Genomic DNA, 14,652 nt, shown 5'->3' on the forward strand with positions numbered 1-14,652 from the left:
TCAAATCGACATCCACCCCAATCACAGCAAGCGCCACCAGCTACAAAAACAAAAGCGCACTGCGTTTCCACAGTGCGCTTCATAGCCATGAGCTAAGCGAAAGGTTTACGCCGCTTGATGCTGGGCACCGCGTGCCTGCATGAACTTGCCCAGTCCGACCACCAGCACAGCACCGGCGGCAGCGGCCACGTAGTGCAGCCAAGGGTGAGCCAATGCGACCCCATGCAGCAGGTTGTCGTTGACGATGGTTTCACCGCCCACCCAGCCGATCAGCGCTGCACCCAGCGTGATGATGACGGGGAAGCGTTCCATCAGCTTGATCATCAGCGTGGAGCCAAAAACCACCAGAGGGATGGAAATGGCCAGGCCCAGGATCAGCAGAACCATATTGCCCTGCGCAGTGGCGGCCACGGCGATCACGTTGTCCAGGCTCATCACCAGGTCTGCGATCAGGATGGTGCGAATGGCGACCATCATCGAGCCGTTACCCTTGGATTCGCCGTCGCCGTCTTCTTCGCCCGTCAGCAACTGGTAGCCGATCCACAGCAGCAACACACCGCCGATGACCTGCAGGAAGGAGAGCTCCAGCAGCTTGGCTGCCACCACCGTCAGCACAATGCGCAGCACCACGGCGGCGCCGGATCCAAACATGATGGCTTTTTTCTGCTGTTCAGGGGGGAGTGAGCGTGCGGCGAGCGCAATCACGACGGCGTTATCGCCAGAGAGGATGATGTTGATCCAGATGATCTTCACCAGACCGATCCAGAAATCGGCGCTATTGAGAAATTCCATTTGTAACTCCACTGTTATGAATGTGAAAGCGCCGCTTGAGGCGGCGCTTTCTTTTAAGAGTGGAGGCAGTTTAGGGGCCTGAGCCCACTTTGCCAGTTCGTAATACTGCGTAAATTCAGCGCAGCATTACGAACTCTGCACAGGGCTTACTTCTTCAGCAGGCCTTGCAGCAGGCGACCCATTTCGGATGGGTTGCGAGTGATGGTGAAACCGCACTCTTCCATGACAGCCAGCTTGGCATCTGCAGTGTCAGCGCCACCGGAGATCAGGGCACCTGCGTGGCCCATGCGCTTGCCGGGAGGAGCAGTCACGCCAGCGATGAAGCCGACGATTGGCTTCTTCATATTCGCCTTGCACCACATGGCGGCTTCAGCTTCATCGGGACCGCCGATTTCACCGATCATGATCACGGCATCGGTGTCGGGATCGTCGTTGAAAGCGCGCATCACGTCGATGTGCTTCAGGCCGTTGATGGGGTCGCCACCAATACCGACTGCGGAGGACTGGCCAATGCCCAGTTCGCTCAGCTGAGCCACGGCTTCGTAAGTCAGCGTGCCGGAGCGCGAGACCACGCCGATGCGGCCCTTCTTATGGATGTGACCGGGCATGATGCCGATCTTGATTTCGTCAGGCGTAATCAGACCGGGGCAGTTCGGGCCCAGCAGCAGAGTTTCCTTGCCGCCAGCCGCCACCTTGGCGCGCATTTTGTTGCGCACTTCCAGCATGTCACGGACAGGAATGCCTTCGGTAATGCAGATGGCCAAGTCCAGGTCGGCTTCAACAGCTTCCCAGATGGCAGCGGCAGCACCAGCGGGAGGCACGTAGATCACGGACACGGTGGCGCCAGTTTCCTTGGCTGCATCTTTGACGGAACCAAAGATTGGGATGTCGAAAATCTTTTCGCCAGCCTTCTTGGGGTTCACACCGGCGACGAAGCAGTTCTTGCCGTTCGCGTATTCCTGGCACTTTTCAGTGTGGAATTGACCAGTCTTGCCAGTAATGCCCTGGGTAATGACTTTGGTGTCTTTATTGATAAAGATCGACATGTGTGTATCTCCGGGGCGTATTACTTAACGGCAGCGACGATTTTTTCAGCCGCTTCAGCCATGGTGTCGGCAGCAATGATGGGCAGACCGGAGTCAGCCAGAATTTGCTTGCCCAGCTGTTCGTTGGTGCCCTTCATGCGCACAACCAGAGGCACGTGCAGGTTCACGGCCTTGCAAGCGGTAACCACGCCATTGGCAATGGTGTCGCACTTCATGATGCCGCCGAAGATGTTGACCATGATGCCCTTGACTTCAGGGTTCTTGAGCATGATCTTGAAGGCTTCGGTGACCTTCTCGGCTGTTGCGCCGCCGCCCACGTCCAGGAAGTTGGCTGGCTCGCCGCCATACAGCTTGATGGTGTCCATGGTGGCCATGGCCAGACCAGCACCGTTCACCAGGCAGCCGATGTTGCCGTCCAGCGAGATGTAGGCCAGATCGAACTTGGAAGCTTCCACTTCGGCAGCGTCTTCTTCGTCCAGATCGCGGTAAGCCACGATTTCTGGGTGACGGAACAGCGCGTTGGGGTCAAAGTTGAACTTGGCGTCCAGCGCCATCAGGTTGCCCTTGGAGTCGCAGTTCAGGGGGTTGATTTCCACCAGCGACGCGTCGGTTTCCATGTAGCACTTGTAGATCTTGGCGAAGATGTCTACGGCCTGGTCAATGGAAGCGCCTTCCAGACCGATGGCAGCTGCCACCTTGCGCGATTGCGCTTCGGTGATACCGGCCAGCGGGTCGATCATTTCGGTAACGATCTTCTCGGGAGTGGAGTGAGCCACTTCTTCGATGTCCATGCCGCCTTCGCTCGAAGCGATCAGGGCCACCTTCTGTGTAGCGCGGTCAGTCACCAGCGACACATACAGTTCGTTCTTGATTTCGGCGCCATCTTCGATGTACAGGCGGCGAACCTTCTGGCCTTCTGGGCCAGTCTGGTGCGTCACCAGCTGCATGCCCAGAATCTGCTCAGACAGCTTCTGCACGTCGTCAATGGTCTTGGCAACCTTCACACCACCACCCTTGCCGCGGCCACCCGCGTGAATCTGGGCCTTCACGACCCACACGGGGCCACCCAGCTTCTGGGCTGCTTCAACAGCCTCTTGCACTGTGAATGCAGGAATGCCACGGGGAACGGGCACACCAAAATGGCGCAAGATTTCCTTGCCTTGGTATTCATGAATCTTCATGACTTTGTCTCTCTGAACTGAGGGGAAATACCCGCTTGTCGCAGACTCTGTGGAGCCTGGCCATCGGGTTCTTATGACATGGCGAGGAGGAATGTACCATGCTGCACCGCGCAAAACGACCCCTCAATATGCGCAGAATCCACAATTTCGCGCATCTTTGTCGCGTTCGCGAAATTGCTGCAATGTATTGAATTCGTTGGAAAAATTATCTCTACACGATATTTTTTCTTCCCGCAACTTTCTTATGTCTTATATAAAAGTGAAGGGCCTTGAACTAGTCGTGGAGGGCAGGCTGGCAATGTGCTGACAACTCGCAATAGTCACAGCATGAACTAGGCCATTTGTGGGTGATCTGCTTAAAACACAGGCAGCGCGCATCCCACCTCAGATTCAAGGACAATCGACGCCGGAAAGCGGCAATGGTGCCGCAGGCAGCGGCATGAAAATAATCAAATGCGCGCGCCGGTGCAGGAGAAAATGCAATGGCAAAAGTCTTTATCGACGGTGAAGCAGGGACCACAGGTCTGCAAATCCGTGATCGTCTGGTGGATTTCGCAGGTGTAGAGCTGGTCAGTATCGACCCCGCACTGCGCAAAGACCCTGCCGCCAAACGCGCCCTGATTGCCGGTGTCGATCTGGTCATTCTGTGCCTGCACGACGATGCAGCCCGCGAAACCGCCGCCATGGTGGACTCCATCACCGCAGAAACTGGCCGCGCCATCAAGATCATTGATGCATCGACCGCTCACCGCACGGCTCCCGACTGGGTCTACGGTTTCCCCGAACTGCGCGCAGGCCAGCTCGACGCTGTGAAGACCGCCACCCGCGTCTCCAACCCCGGCTGCTACGCCACGGGCGCCATCGCCCTGCTGGCACCGCTGGTGGCTGCGGGCCTGATTCCTGCAGACTTCCCCGTCAGCCTGCCTTCCGTGTCCGGCTACAGCGGCGGCGGCCGCCCCATGATCGAAGCCTATGAGGCCGGCAACGCTGCGCCTTACGAGGCTTATGCACTGGGCCTGTCGCACAAGCACATCCCCGAAATCCTGCACTACACCGGCATGACACGCCGCCCCGTGTTCATCCCTGCAGTCAGCAACTTTGCCCAAGGCATGCTGGTGCAGCTGCCGTTGCACCTCGACCTGCTGCCCGGCGCGCCCAAGGCCGCCGACCTGCACGATGCACTGGCCAGCCACTACGCCGCCACCAACACGAGCGCCAACTGGGTCAGCGTGCTGCCCCCGACGGACGACAACAAGCTGGCCGCTGACACCTTGGCCAACACCAACAAGCTGGAGCTGCGCGTGTTTGCCAACGAGCAATACCGCCAGGCCGTGCTGATTGCGCGTCTGGACAATCTGGGCAAGGGCGCCAGCGGCGCTGCCGTGCAGAACCTGCAGATCATGCTGGGCCTGTAAGCCACCCCGAGCAGTACAAAAACGGCCCGCATGGGCCGTTTTTTTCGTCTACGCTTTGCTTCTGAAACCAGAGCGGCCAGCGCACATCGATGGCTATATTTATGCAAAAAATGGAACGAGACCAAGTCAAGACAAGCGCAAACAGCTATGCATTCAGGAGTAATTTCTGGAGCACGCAGGCATGACCCAGACTGACGCCACAGACAAAGCCACCCTCATCGGCCTGCTGGCCGTGCTCTGCTGGAGCTGCACCATAGGCCTGATGCGCGCCGTGGCCGAGCCACTGGGCGCCGTGGGCGGTGCCGCAGCGCTCTACACCACAGCCGCCATCTGCATTGCCGTGGCGCGCGGGCGCAAAGGCTGGCGTGAAGTGGCCCGCTGGCGCGAAATGCACCCGGTTTATCTCTGGGGCTGCGGCGTGCTGTTTGTGATTTATGAGGTCTGCCTGTCCGTCGCCGTGGGGCTGGCAGACGACCGCAGTCAGGCCATGGAAATCGGCGTTATCAACTACCTCTGGCCCAGCCTCACCATCGCCCTGGCCGTGCTCTGCCGCCAGCAATTAGCGCGCTGGTGGCTTTGGCCCGGCCTGCTGATTTGCCTGTGGGGTCTGGCCCGCGTGCTGGGTGGCGACAGCTTCAGCCTGCCCACGCTATGGACCCATGTGCAAGGCAACCCGCTGGCCTACGGCATGGCCTTTGCCGCCGCCCTGCTCTGGCCCACCTATTCGCTGCTGGCACGCCGCTATGGCGCAGGTTTTAACGCCGTGGGCTTGTTTGTCACTGGCACCGCCCTAGTCTTGTGGCTGCAATGGTTCAGGCTGGATGCTGCACCCGTCATGCAATGGTCATGGCCCGCTGGTGCGCAACTGTTCATGGCCGGCGCGCTGACGGCGCTGGGCTATAGCTGCTGGGAACACGGTATTCAGCACGGCAAGCTGGCCGTGCTGGCGGCGGCCTCGTATTTCACGCCCGTGCTCTCGGCCTTGATGGCCAGTTTGCTGCTGCAAGTGCTGCCGGGCTGGAGCTTCTGGCAAGGCGTGGTGCTAGTTACGCTGGGGTCGTTGATTTGCTGGTGGGCGACACGCAGTCAATAAAAGCAGTTCCAGACATAGAAATAGCATCCAGCGCTCAATGGTATTGCGCTAGCAGCTATTAAATCAGGAGTCACTTGATGTGACAGCTACGCCGTCAGCCAGATGCCTACGCCCAGCACCACGGCGTGTACGCCCATCAAAAGCCACAGCAGCGTCCACGATGGCTCGGCCATGTCTTCCAGCAATCCGTGCACCTTGTCGCCCAGAAAAGCGCGCAGCGCCGGGTCGCCCTTGCTGGCCTCGGTGCCCCACTCAGCGCGGGTCTGCCCCCATTCGTCCATCAAGTCCGACAGCGGCAGGCGGTTGAGCACGGTGCGCACTACCCACTGCACGGCGCGGCCGTCGCCAATCCACGGTTTCAAGTGCTCCATGGCGGCGCTCATGGTCAGCAGGTCCGCCGTTTTGTGCATGGCCTTGTGCGCGCGGGGCATGGATTCCACGCGCTGGGCCAGCATCTCCGCCAGCCGCTGCGACAGGCCCTGGCCGTAACGCGCCACCAGTTTGCCCGTGGCGCGAGCCCGCCCGATCTGCAGGCCGACAAAGACATAGGCCGGAATGATGAACACCAGCAGCAAGGCCACCACTAGCGACGGTGAAAACAGCAGGGTAATAAACGCCCCCGCGCCGCCCGCATGGGCCGCTGCGGGCATGCCTGGTCCGTTCAGCCGCGTGAAGTAGAACGCGGTCGTGGTGCCGCCCAACACGAGGGCCAATGCCAGGCCGAGCATCAAGCCGCCCAACAGGGATTTACCGGCACTCAGGCCAACGCGCAGGGCGGATGGGGAGTCTGTAGTCGAGGCGGCAGCGGGCATGCAGGGTCCTTTGCATCACAGAGTCAAACGGGTGGCTGAATCAATCAGCCTCATCACCTTCGTCGAAGTCTGAGTATGGTGCCTCTCGCAAAACTCGCGAAGCCACGCCTGAGGAAAAGCCCCGCGAAGCCATAAAGCGCAGCTGTTTGGCTTTTTCCTTGATATTGGCGGGCGGCATGCCAAAGCGCTTGCACCACAGCTCCCGGGCGCGCTCCAGCTCGGTGTCGCGCAATTGCTCGCTGGCGTTGCGCACCATTTCATCGTCCAGCCCTTTGCTGCGCAGCTCCTGCAACAGCCGCGCCGTGCCAAAGCGGCTGGCCTTGCTGTGAATGACGGAGTCCACCACTCGCTGCTCGCTGATGAAGCCGCGCTTTTCCAGCTCATCCAGGGTTGCGCGCAGATCGTCGCCCTCTTCCACATACGGCGCCAGCTTGCGCTGCAACTCCAGCCGCGAATGCTCGCGCTGACTGAGCAGCTTCAAGGCACGACCTTTGAGCGAGAGCTTGGCAAAGCTCATGAACACATCTCCACAACAAAAAAGCGCAGGGGTTACCTGCGCAAAGATGGCAAACTTTTCAAAACTGGCGCGGCCCAAGCGATGGGAGCTGCCGTCCCCCTTCGTTGCGCGCAGCGCTTAGAGAGGGGGAAGGCGCGCCGCGCCTCAGAGGGATCAGCTGATCACACCGTCTTCATCCACGGCTGCATTCTTGTCCGCCTTCTTGCCCTTGGCAGGCTTAGCCGCTTCTTCACCCGCAGCACCGGGCAGCGGGGCAATGCCCAGGCCGTCGCGCACCTTGTTTTCAATTTCAAAGGCCAGTGCGGGGTTCTCACGCAGGAATTCACGCGAATTGTCACGGCCTTGGCCGATTTTTTCGCCGTTGTAGGCATACCAGGCACCACTCTTGTCCAGAATCTTGGCGGTCACGCCCATGTCCAGAATTTCGCCTTCGCGGCTGATGCCTTCGCCGAACAGAATGTCGAACTCAGCGGTCTTGAAGGGAGGCGAAACCTTGTTCTTCACGACCTTGACCTTGGTTTCGTTGCCGATAACCTCGTCGCCCTTTTTGATGCTGCCGGTGCGGCGAATGTCCAGACGCACAGAGGCGTAGAACTTCAGAGCGTTACCGCCGGTGGTGGTTTCTGGCGAGCCAAACATCACGCCGATCTTCATGCGGATCTGGTTGATGAAGATGACCATGCAGTTGGTCTTCTTGATGGTGGCGGTCAACTTGCGCAGCGCCTGGCTCATCAGACGAGCTTGCAGGCCGGGCAGGGAATCGCCCATTTCGCCTTCGATTTCAGCCTTGGGGGTTAGCGCAGCGACCGAGTCAATCACGATCAGGTCCACGGCACCAGAGCGCACCAGACTGTCGCAAATTTCCAGAGCCTGCTCACCCGTGTCGGGCTGGCTGATCAGCAGATCGTTGAGGTTCACACCCAGCTTCTGGGCGTAACCGGTGTCCAGGGCGTGCTCGGCATCAATAAAGGCGCAGGTGCCGGCCTGCTTTTGCATTTCAGCGATGACCTGCAGCGTCAGCGTGGTCTTGCCCGACGATTCAGGGCCGTAGATTTCAATCACGCGGCCACGGGGCAGGCCACCTACGCCCAGAGCAATATCCAGACCCAGCGAACCGGTGGAAACCACCTGAATGTCCTGAATCGCTTCACCTTCACCCAGCTTCATGATGGTGCCTTTGCCAAACTGCTTTTCAATCTGGGCGAGGGCAGCAGCCAGCGCTTTGGATTTTTCGCTGTTGGCGTCGTTGGTCTTGGCGATGGCGTTCATTTCAGGCTCCGGGTAAGTTGGGTGACTGTCTGTGATTCAACCTGTTTTTGCATTCAGGCTGGATGCTTGAACAGTAGTTTATGGGCTTGTACTGGTCTCGTGTTTAAATATTTAGTCAGTTTGCCTTACTATTATTCATGAGCGAAATTTCCCCGGTCACCCCGCCTCAAGACGTCTGGCGGCAAACCCATCTGGGCCGTCTGCTGGGCCACGCCATGCGCCGCTTCGATGCGCGGGTGCTGCAGCTCATGGCCCGCGATGTAGAAGTGCCGCTGGCGCTATCCAACCTCGCTGCACGCGACAAGGTGGGGGCGGCACATATCCACATCACGCGGCATCTGTCGCTGGCGGGCGACCGCATTACGGATCTGGCCGAGAAGGCTGGCATGACCAAGCAGGCCATGGCCGATCTGGTTCTGCAATGCGAGGCCTGGGGCCTGGTCACGCGCGAAACCGACCCGCACGATGCGCGCGCCAAGCGTGTGCGTTTTACCGAGGCAGGGTTGGCATGGCTGCACGCCTTTCATGCCGCCGTCACGCAGGCGGAAACCGAGTTTCGCGAAGCTGTCGGAGACGATGTAGCGACCGTTGTAGCGCTGGGGCTGGAGGCTTACGCCGACGGTTACTGACACCCGCTGTCCGCTGCCAAAAATTCCGTAAAGGAAGCAGAGCCCCTCTCTACAATGGCTGCAAAAGTGCAACCAGCACAGATAACAGCAGGAGACAGAGATGCGCATACTGATTGCCGAAGACGACCAGGTGCTGGCCGATGGATTGCTGCGCACACTGCGCAGCTCGGGTGCCGTGGTCAGCCATGTAGCCAATGGCAGCGAGGCCGATACTGCCTTGCTGACCAGCAGCGAATTTGATTTGCTGATTCTCGATCTGGGACTGCCCAAGGTCCATGGGCTGGAGGTTCTCAGGCGCCTGCGCGGGCGCGGTGATGCGCTGCCGGTGCTGATTCTGACAGCCGCCGACTCCATTGAGGAGCGCGTACAGGGCCTGGACTATGGTGCCGACGATTACATGGCCAAGCCCTTTGCCCTATCCGAGCTGGAAGCGCGTGTGCGGGCTCTGACACGGCGCGGCATGGGTGGGGCCAGCTCCACCATCAAGCATGGTCCCCTGGTCTATGACCAGACCGGCCGCGTGGCCACCATTGACGGCAAGATGATCGAGCTGTCTGCCCGTGAGCTGGGCCTGCTGGAAGTACTGCTGCAGCGCGCGGGCCGTCTGGTCAGCAAAGACCAATTGGTGGAGCGCCTGTGCGAGTGGGGCGAAGAGGTGAGCAACAACGCCATTGAGGTCTATATCCACCGCCTGCGCAAGAAGATCGAGAAGGGGCCGATTCGCATCGCCACCGTACGCGGTCTGGGCTATTGCCTGGAAAAAATCCCCAGCTGAACCGACTTCGCAATTCATAGCTGCTAGCGCTTATTCAGAAAGGGCTAGAGGCCAAAAATGCTTAAAACCACCGAGCAGCCGTCTTGAAGATCTTTCAGCGTGAGCAGCGCTCCCTCTTTGGCGAGATCCTTGACTGGATGCTCACGCCCCTGCTGCTGCTGTGGCCCGTCAGTCTGGCTTTGACCTGGCTGGTGGCGCAGGGCCTGGCCAACAAGCCGTTCGACCGCGCGCTGGAGTACAACGCTCAGGCGCTGGCGCAGCTGGTCATCGTGCAGCGCGGCAAGGTTCAGTTCAACCTGCCACAGTCCGCCAGCGAGATTTTGCGGGCCGATGAGTCGGACACGGTGTTCTTTCAGGTCAGCGGCACCAAGGGCGAATATCTGGCCGGCGAGCGCGACCTGCCCCGCCCGCCCGTCACGGAGGAAGAGCCGCCCACCGGCACCGTGCTGCTGCGCGATGAGGAGTACAAGGGCATTGATTTGCGCGTGGCCTATATCTGGGTGCGCATGCCTCTGCCGGGCGAGCCCAGCGCGCTGGTGCAAGTCGCCGAAACGCGTGAAAAGCGCAGCGTGCTGGCCACGGAAATCATCAAGGGCGTGATGCTGCCGCAGTTCGTCATCTTGCCGCTGGCCGCCCTGCTGGTGTGGCTGGCGCTGGCGCGGGGCATCAAGCCGCTGCACCGGCTGGAGGAGCGCATCAGAGCCCGCAAGCCCGAAGACCTGTCCCCCATCAACCACAAGGATGTACCGCTGGAGGTGGTGCCGCTGGTCGATTCGGTCAACGACTTGCTGCAGCGGCTCGATGGATCCATCGTCACCCAAAAACGCTTTCTGGCCGATGCGGCGCATCAGCTCAAGACCCCGCTGGCAGGTCTGCGCATGCAGGCCGATCTGGCCCAGCGCGAGGGCACGAATACAGAGGATTTGAAGCGTTCGCTGGCGCAGATCGGCCGCTCATCCATGCGCGCCACCCATACCGTCAACCAGCTGCTGGCGCTGGCGCGCGCCGAAAGCGCCGTGCCCGCCATGCAGGGCTGCAACCTGGTGCGCATCGTCACCGATGTGTTTCAGGACTGCCTGCCGCGCGCCATGGACAAGCATATTGACCTGGGCTACGAGGGCGCCAGCGCCAGCACGCCCGGCGTCTGGCTCAATGGCAATGCCACGCTGCTGACGGAGCTGGTGCGCAACCTGGTGGACAACGCCATTAACTACACGCCATCAAGCAGCGAACACCCTGGCATGGTCACCGTGCGCGTGCAGGCCGATCACTTTGGTCAGGTGCTGCTGCTACAGGTGGAAGACTCCGGCCCCGGCGTGCCGCAATCTGAGCGCGAACTGATTTTTCAGCCCTTTTACCGCGCGCTGGGCACCGAAGCTGATGGCTCAGGACTGGGCCTGCCCATCGTCATGGAGATCGCACGCCAGCATGGTGCGCAGGTGCTGCTGCAGGACACCAGACCCGGCCACACCCCGCCGGGCGCGCTGTTTACCGTGCGCTTCAAGGCCATGCCCGGACAACGCTGAGCGGCCCTTTATGCGCCCAATTTGCAGTGGCCTGAGTAGCGGAAATTGCGTATTCCGTAACCAGACAGTTACCCTAGAATGAATTCCACTATAGGTCGCACCGTGAGTCAGCGCTAGCGCTCTTCGGATGCGGCCAATTTGGAATCATCGGATCCTGGGAACATTTTTCATGCAACGTCGCCACTTCATCTGCTCCGCCACCGCTGCGGCCATCGCCTCTTCTTTCTCCGGCCTGAGCATGGCGCAGGAGGCCTCACGCCCACTGCGCATCGTCGTGCCTTTCCCTGCCGGCGGCCCTACCGACATGGTGCCCCGCAACATGCAGGACGTGCTGATCAAGCTGCTAGGCGGCCAGCCCGTGGTGATTGAAAACAAGGCCGGCGCAGGCGGCTCCATCGGCATGGCCGAAGTGGCCCGCACCACCGACGGCGTGACCTTCGGCATCGCCACCCTGTCCACCCACGGCGTGAACCCTGCCGTGTTCAAGAAGCTGCCCTACGACGCGATCAAAGACTTCGTCGGTGTAACCGAGATCGTCAAGGCACCCGGCGTGCTGGTGATCAACCCCAAGCTGATCCCTGTGAAGACCTTTGCCGAATTCGTGGCCTACCTGAAGGCCAACCCCGGCAAGGTGTCCTATGCCACGCCTGGCAACGGCACCATCGGTCACATGTGGGGCGCTCAGTTCCTCAAGAGCACAGGCACCGAGATGCACCACATCCCCTACCGTGGTTCCGCTCCGGCCATCAACGACGTGCTGGGCGGCCAAGTGCCTGTGTATTTCGACCAGGTGAACTCTTCTCTGCCTCACATCAAGTCGGGCAAGGTGCGTGCGCTGGCCGTTTCCTGGCATGAACGCCTGGATGTGCTGCCCGATGTGCAGACCTATGCACAAGCCGGTCACCCCGACCTGAACGAGCCATCCTGGTTCGGTCTGGTAGCCCCCAAGAACACGCCCGCCGCGCAAGTGGATCGCGTGCAAAAGGCCATCATCGCTGCACTCAAGGACCCAGCCGTCAAGCAGCGCATGGCTGATCAGGGCCTGTACCCCTCGGGCACATCGAGCGCCGACTTCACCAAGCAGATCGCCAGCGAAGTGGCCAAGATGAAGAAGCTGGCAGCCGCCGCCAATATTCAGATGGATTAAAAACAGGAGCTGCTTGCGCTCGTCGCAACTGCTTTTGACAACAAAAAGGCCTGCAGATGCAGGCCTTTTTTGCGCTGGCAGCTATCAAAAATTACTTTGAACAAGCCTGCAAAGCTCTGGGCAGCAGGTTCTTGCCCGCCAGCAGCGCCACATCGTTCTTGAAGCTGGCCGTGGCCTTGGGCAGGCGCAGCGCATAGGTGGTCACCTCGGGGCGCTCCTGCACCACGCGCGCGGTGCGCACGCCCTGGCGCGTAAAGATGCCCAGCTGGCGCTGTGCCGCTTCTTCTGTGGAGAAGCGGCCCAGCGACAGGCCGGGCTCCAGATTGCCACCTGCGCGGTCAAAGTCGATGTTCATCAGGCGCAGCTCGCCGCGCTTGCGGTCCAGAAACTCGGCATCTGGGAACTTGCCCATGTAGACCATCCAGCGGCCATTCTGGTGGCTTGGCACCAGCTCCCAGTCGCCCTTGGCTTTGCTGGCCAGCGCGCGGCGAATGCTGTCGGCCTGATTTTCTTCAATATTACCGGCCTGATAGCAGGTCTCGGGCTCCTTCGCGGCCTTGGCTTCTTTCAACTCTTTCGCTTCTTTAGCCTCTTTGGCTTCCTTCGCCTCCTTGGCCGCTAAAGCAGCTGCCTCGGCCTTGGCGTCTTTGGCCTCGGGTTTGGCTTCGTGCTCAGGCTCTGGCTTGGGGGCTGGTGCGCTGTCGTCCACCGCCGGCGGCTCGGCTTCTTGCGGTGCAGATTCGGCAGGCTCGCTGCCCTTGTCCTGCGGGGCATCCTGCTTTGGCAGCACCAGCGCATCGGGCTTGATCTGCTCTTGCGCACGCTGCGGCTCGGACTGCACTTCCGGCGCCAACCCCATGCTGGCCAGATAGCCGTGGCTCCACATGTAGTAGCCCGCGTTACCCAGCAGCAGCAGCAAGAAAATGATTCTCAGCATAAATCTCCCTCGAATGCCGTCTTATTTTTGCAGCGGGCTGCTAGCCGGGCGCACGCTGATTTCAGAACTGGTCACCGCCTGCAGGCCCGTGGCTGTGCGCACCATGAAGCCACCATCTGCCGCCACGCCTTCGGCCATGCCGCTGGTGCCGTCGCTCAGATTCACCTCTCGGCCCGCCAGCAGGTCGCGCTGGGCAAAGCGGGGCAGCAAGGGCGCAAAGCCGTGCTGGGCAAAGGCCTGCACCTCGGCCACCAGCGCCGGCAATATGCAAGCCAGTGCCGTGGGGGCGTCCAGCGCCATATCCAGCTCCTGCAAACAAGCCGGGGCCGTGCGCATGCCGTCGCCGGGGCGCGGACGCACGTTGATGCCAATGCCAATCACCACATAGCGCGGCGCGCTCATATCGTGCTGGTGGGTGCCGACAAAACTGGCGGTCTCAATCAGAATGCCGGCCAGCTTGCGGTCGCCTTCCAGCCACAGATCGTTAGGCCATTTGATGCCAATCTTGGGCGCACGCCCTGCAGCGGGCAGATGGGGCTGCAGGCTCTCGGCCACGCTCACGCCCACAGCCAGCGACAGGCCGGACCAGTCCCTGGGTGCCAGTGGCAGACCCAGAGAAAACATCAGCGAATCGCCCACACCACTGACCCAATTGCGCCCCAGTCGCCCGCGGCCTTGCGTTTGCTGCTCTGCAATCAGGAGTACCGGATCCGTCAGCCCATCGCGCGCACGGCGCATGAGTTCGGTGTTGGAGGAGTCGATGCTGGGCAGCACCTCGACCGTAAAGCCCGGCAGCTGCGGCGCAATCGCCTCCCACAAAGCTTCGGCATTCCAGTGAATCGGCTGAGTCATTCTTCTATCCAAATCTAAAAACTGGCGCATCCTACGTAAGGGATGCCGAGCAAGAGCCGCCTCGCGGCGAAGGCATCGTCCCCCGCCCGAAGAGAGAGGGGGGAAGCGGCAAAGCCGCTCAGGGGGTGTTTACCGGTCCCCCGGCATCGGCGGACGCCAGCCCCGCTTGGGCGCCAGCATGGTGCCCCGGCAGTCGGCTGCACCGCAATAGCAGGCGTATTCGGCCTTGAGCTTGGCGGTGTAACGCTCTTCAACCATCAGGCCGTAGTCGTAGTTCAGCTCCTCGCCCGCCGCAATATTGCGCAGCGCCACGATGTAGACACGGCCATCAATCTCGTCGGTATAGCAATTGGGCGCGCAGCTGTGGTTGATCCAGCGTGCGGAATTGCCCTTGTGCGTGGCGTCAATCACACGTTCATCATCGACCTGAAAATAAAAGGTGTGATTGGGCTGGCTGGGGTCATGCGGGTGACGGTCCTGGGCCTGCTGCCAGTCAATGACCTCTCCCACATACTCAATAATGGTTTCGCCCTCCGCAATATCCTGCACGGCGAAAATGCCTTTGCCGTGCACGCCGGAGCGTCTGGCCTGTATACGGCGGCCTGTTGATGGTGCCAAGGATGTGCGGGGCATGTTTTCTCTGATACTTTGAATATGCACA

The 14,652-nt window shown here is 60.6% G+C and carries 15 protein-coding genes; 6 read left to right on the plus strand and 9 right to left on the minus strand.

Going from position 1 to position 14,652, the window contains the following annotated elements; genetic code table 11:
* Positions 1 to 105: 105 nt before the first annotated feature.
* The 3 genes from RSF91_RS05140 to sucC form a co-directional block, all read right to left on the minus strand.
* Entirely contained in the window at positions 106 to 792 is a 687-nt protein-coding gene (locus RSF91_RS05140) for a TerC family protein (RefSeq protein ID WP_332567401.1), read from the minus strand.
* 146 nt (positions 793 to 938) lie between these two features.
* The gene (sucD, locus tag RSF91_RS05145) at positions 939 to 1,838 is read right to left on the minus strand and encodes a succinate--CoA ligase subunit alpha (RefSeq protein WP_099739510.1); all 900 of its coding nucleotides are present in this window, start codon (positions 1,836 to 1,838) and stop codon (positions 939 to 941) included.
* Positions 1,839 to 1,858: 20 nt separating this feature from the next.
* Positions 1,859 to 3,019, minus strand: a complete 1,161-nt coding sequence (sucC, locus tag RSF91_RS05150) for an ADP-forming succinate--CoA ligase subunit beta (RefSeq protein ID WP_332567402.1) — start codon at positions 3,017 to 3,019, stop codon at positions 1,859 to 1,861.
* 482 nt (positions 3,020 to 3,501) lie between these two features.
* Between sucC and argC the strand changes: the two genes are divergently transcribed.
* Both argC and yddG read left to right on the plus strand, forming a co-directional pair.
* A complete protein-coding gene (gene argC / locus RSF91_RS05155) occupies positions 3,502 to 4,434 on the plus strand; it encodes an N-acetyl-gamma-glutamyl-phosphate reductase (protein ID WP_332567403.1) in 933 nt (310 codons plus the stop codon).
* A 181-nt stretch (positions 4,435 to 4,615) separates the two neighbouring features.
* A complete protein-coding gene (gene yddG, locus RSF91_RS05160; protein WP_332567404.1) occupies positions 4,616 to 5,527 on the plus strand; it encodes an aromatic amino acid DMT transporter YddG in 912 nt (303 codons plus the stop codon).
* 86 nt (positions 5,528 to 5,613) lie between these two features.
* Here the strand turns inward: yddG and RSF91_RS05165 are convergent, their stop codons facing one another.
* From RSF91_RS05165 to recA, 3 genes are all read right to left on the minus strand, one after another.
* Positions 5,614 to 6,339 (minus strand): hypothetical protein, encoded by a 726-nt coding sequence (locus RSF91_RS05165; protein WP_332567405.1) that lies wholly within the window; start codon positions 6,337 to 6,339, stop codon positions 5,614 to 5,616.
* Positions 6,340 to 6,379: 40 nt separating this feature from the next.
* Positions 6,380 to 6,856, minus strand: coding sequence for a recombination regulator RecX (gene recX / locus RSF91_RS05170; protein ID WP_332567406.1), 477 nt, complete (start codon positions 6,854 to 6,856; stop codon positions 6,380 to 6,382).
* Between the two features lie 153 nt (positions 6,857 to 7,009).
* Entirely contained in the window at positions 7,010 to 8,125 is a 1,116-nt protein-coding gene (recA, locus tag RSF91_RS05175) for a recombinase RecA (protein ID WP_169106462.1), read from the minus strand.
* Positions 8,126 to 8,262: 137 nt separating this feature from the next.
* Here recA and RSF91_RS05180 point away from each other — a divergent pair, with 137 nt between their 5' ends.
* The 4 genes from RSF91_RS05180 (at position 8,263) to RSF91_RS05195 (ending at position 12,202) form a co-directional block, all read left to right on the plus strand.
* The gene (locus RSF91_RS05180; protein ID WP_332567407.1) at positions 8,263 to 8,754 is read left to right on the plus strand and encodes a MarR family winged helix-turn-helix transcriptional regulator; all 492 of its coding nucleotides are present in this window, start codon (positions 8,263 to 8,265) and stop codon (positions 8,752 to 8,754) included.
* Positions 8,755 to 8,854: 100 nt separating this feature from the next.
* Complete coding sequence (locus RSF91_RS05185) at positions 8,855 to 9,529, plus strand: response regulator (protein WP_099739524.1); 675 nt, start codon at positions 8,855 to 8,857, stop codon at positions 9,527 to 9,529.
* Between the two features lie 83 nt (positions 9,530 to 9,612).
* Positions 9,613 to 11,055 carry a sensor histidine kinase gene (locus tag RSF91_RS05190; protein WP_332567408.1) on the plus strand — a complete coding sequence of 481 codons (1,443 nt, stop codon included), beginning with the start codon at positions 9,613 to 9,615 and terminating at the stop codon, positions 11,053 to 11,055.
* Positions 11,056 to 11,224: 169 nt separating this feature from the next.
* The gene (locus RSF91_RS05195; RefSeq protein ID WP_332567409.1) at positions 11,225 to 12,202 is read left to right on the plus strand and encodes a tripartite tricarboxylate transporter substrate binding protein BugE; all 978 of its coding nucleotides are present in this window, start codon (positions 11,225 to 11,227) and stop codon (positions 12,200 to 12,202) included.
* Between the two features lie 91 nt (positions 12,203 to 12,293).
* Here RSF91_RS05195 and RSF91_RS05200 read toward each other — a convergent pair whose 3' ends face one another.
* The 3 genes from RSF91_RS05200 to RSF91_RS05210 all read right to left on the minus strand — a co-directional run bounded on the left by RSF91_RS05200 (position 12,294) and on the right by RSF91_RS05210 (position 14,624).
* A complete protein-coding gene (locus RSF91_RS05200) occupies positions 12,294 to 13,139 on the minus strand; it encodes an SPOR domain-containing protein (protein WP_332567410.1) in 846 nt (281 codons plus the stop codon).
* 21 nt (positions 13,140 to 13,160) lie between these two features.
* A complete protein-coding gene (locus RSF91_RS05205; protein WP_332567411.1) occupies positions 13,161 to 13,991 on the minus strand; it encodes a biotin--[acetyl-CoA-carboxylase] ligase in 831 nt (276 codons plus the stop codon).
* A 129-nt stretch (positions 13,992 to 14,120) separates the two neighbouring features.
* Positions 14,121 to 14,624, minus strand: coding sequence for an SET domain-containing protein (locus RSF91_RS05210; RefSeq protein WP_332567412.1), 504 nt, complete (start codon positions 14,622 to 14,624; stop codon positions 14,121 to 14,123).
* Between the last annotated feature and the right edge of the window lie 28 nt (positions 14,625 to 14,652).

Origin of the sequence: Comamonas sp. (assembly GCF_036643215.1) — a bacterium.
Taxonomy (GTDB): domain Bacteria; phylum Pseudomonadota; class Gammaproteobacteria; order Burkholderiales; family Burkholderiaceae_C; genus Comamonas.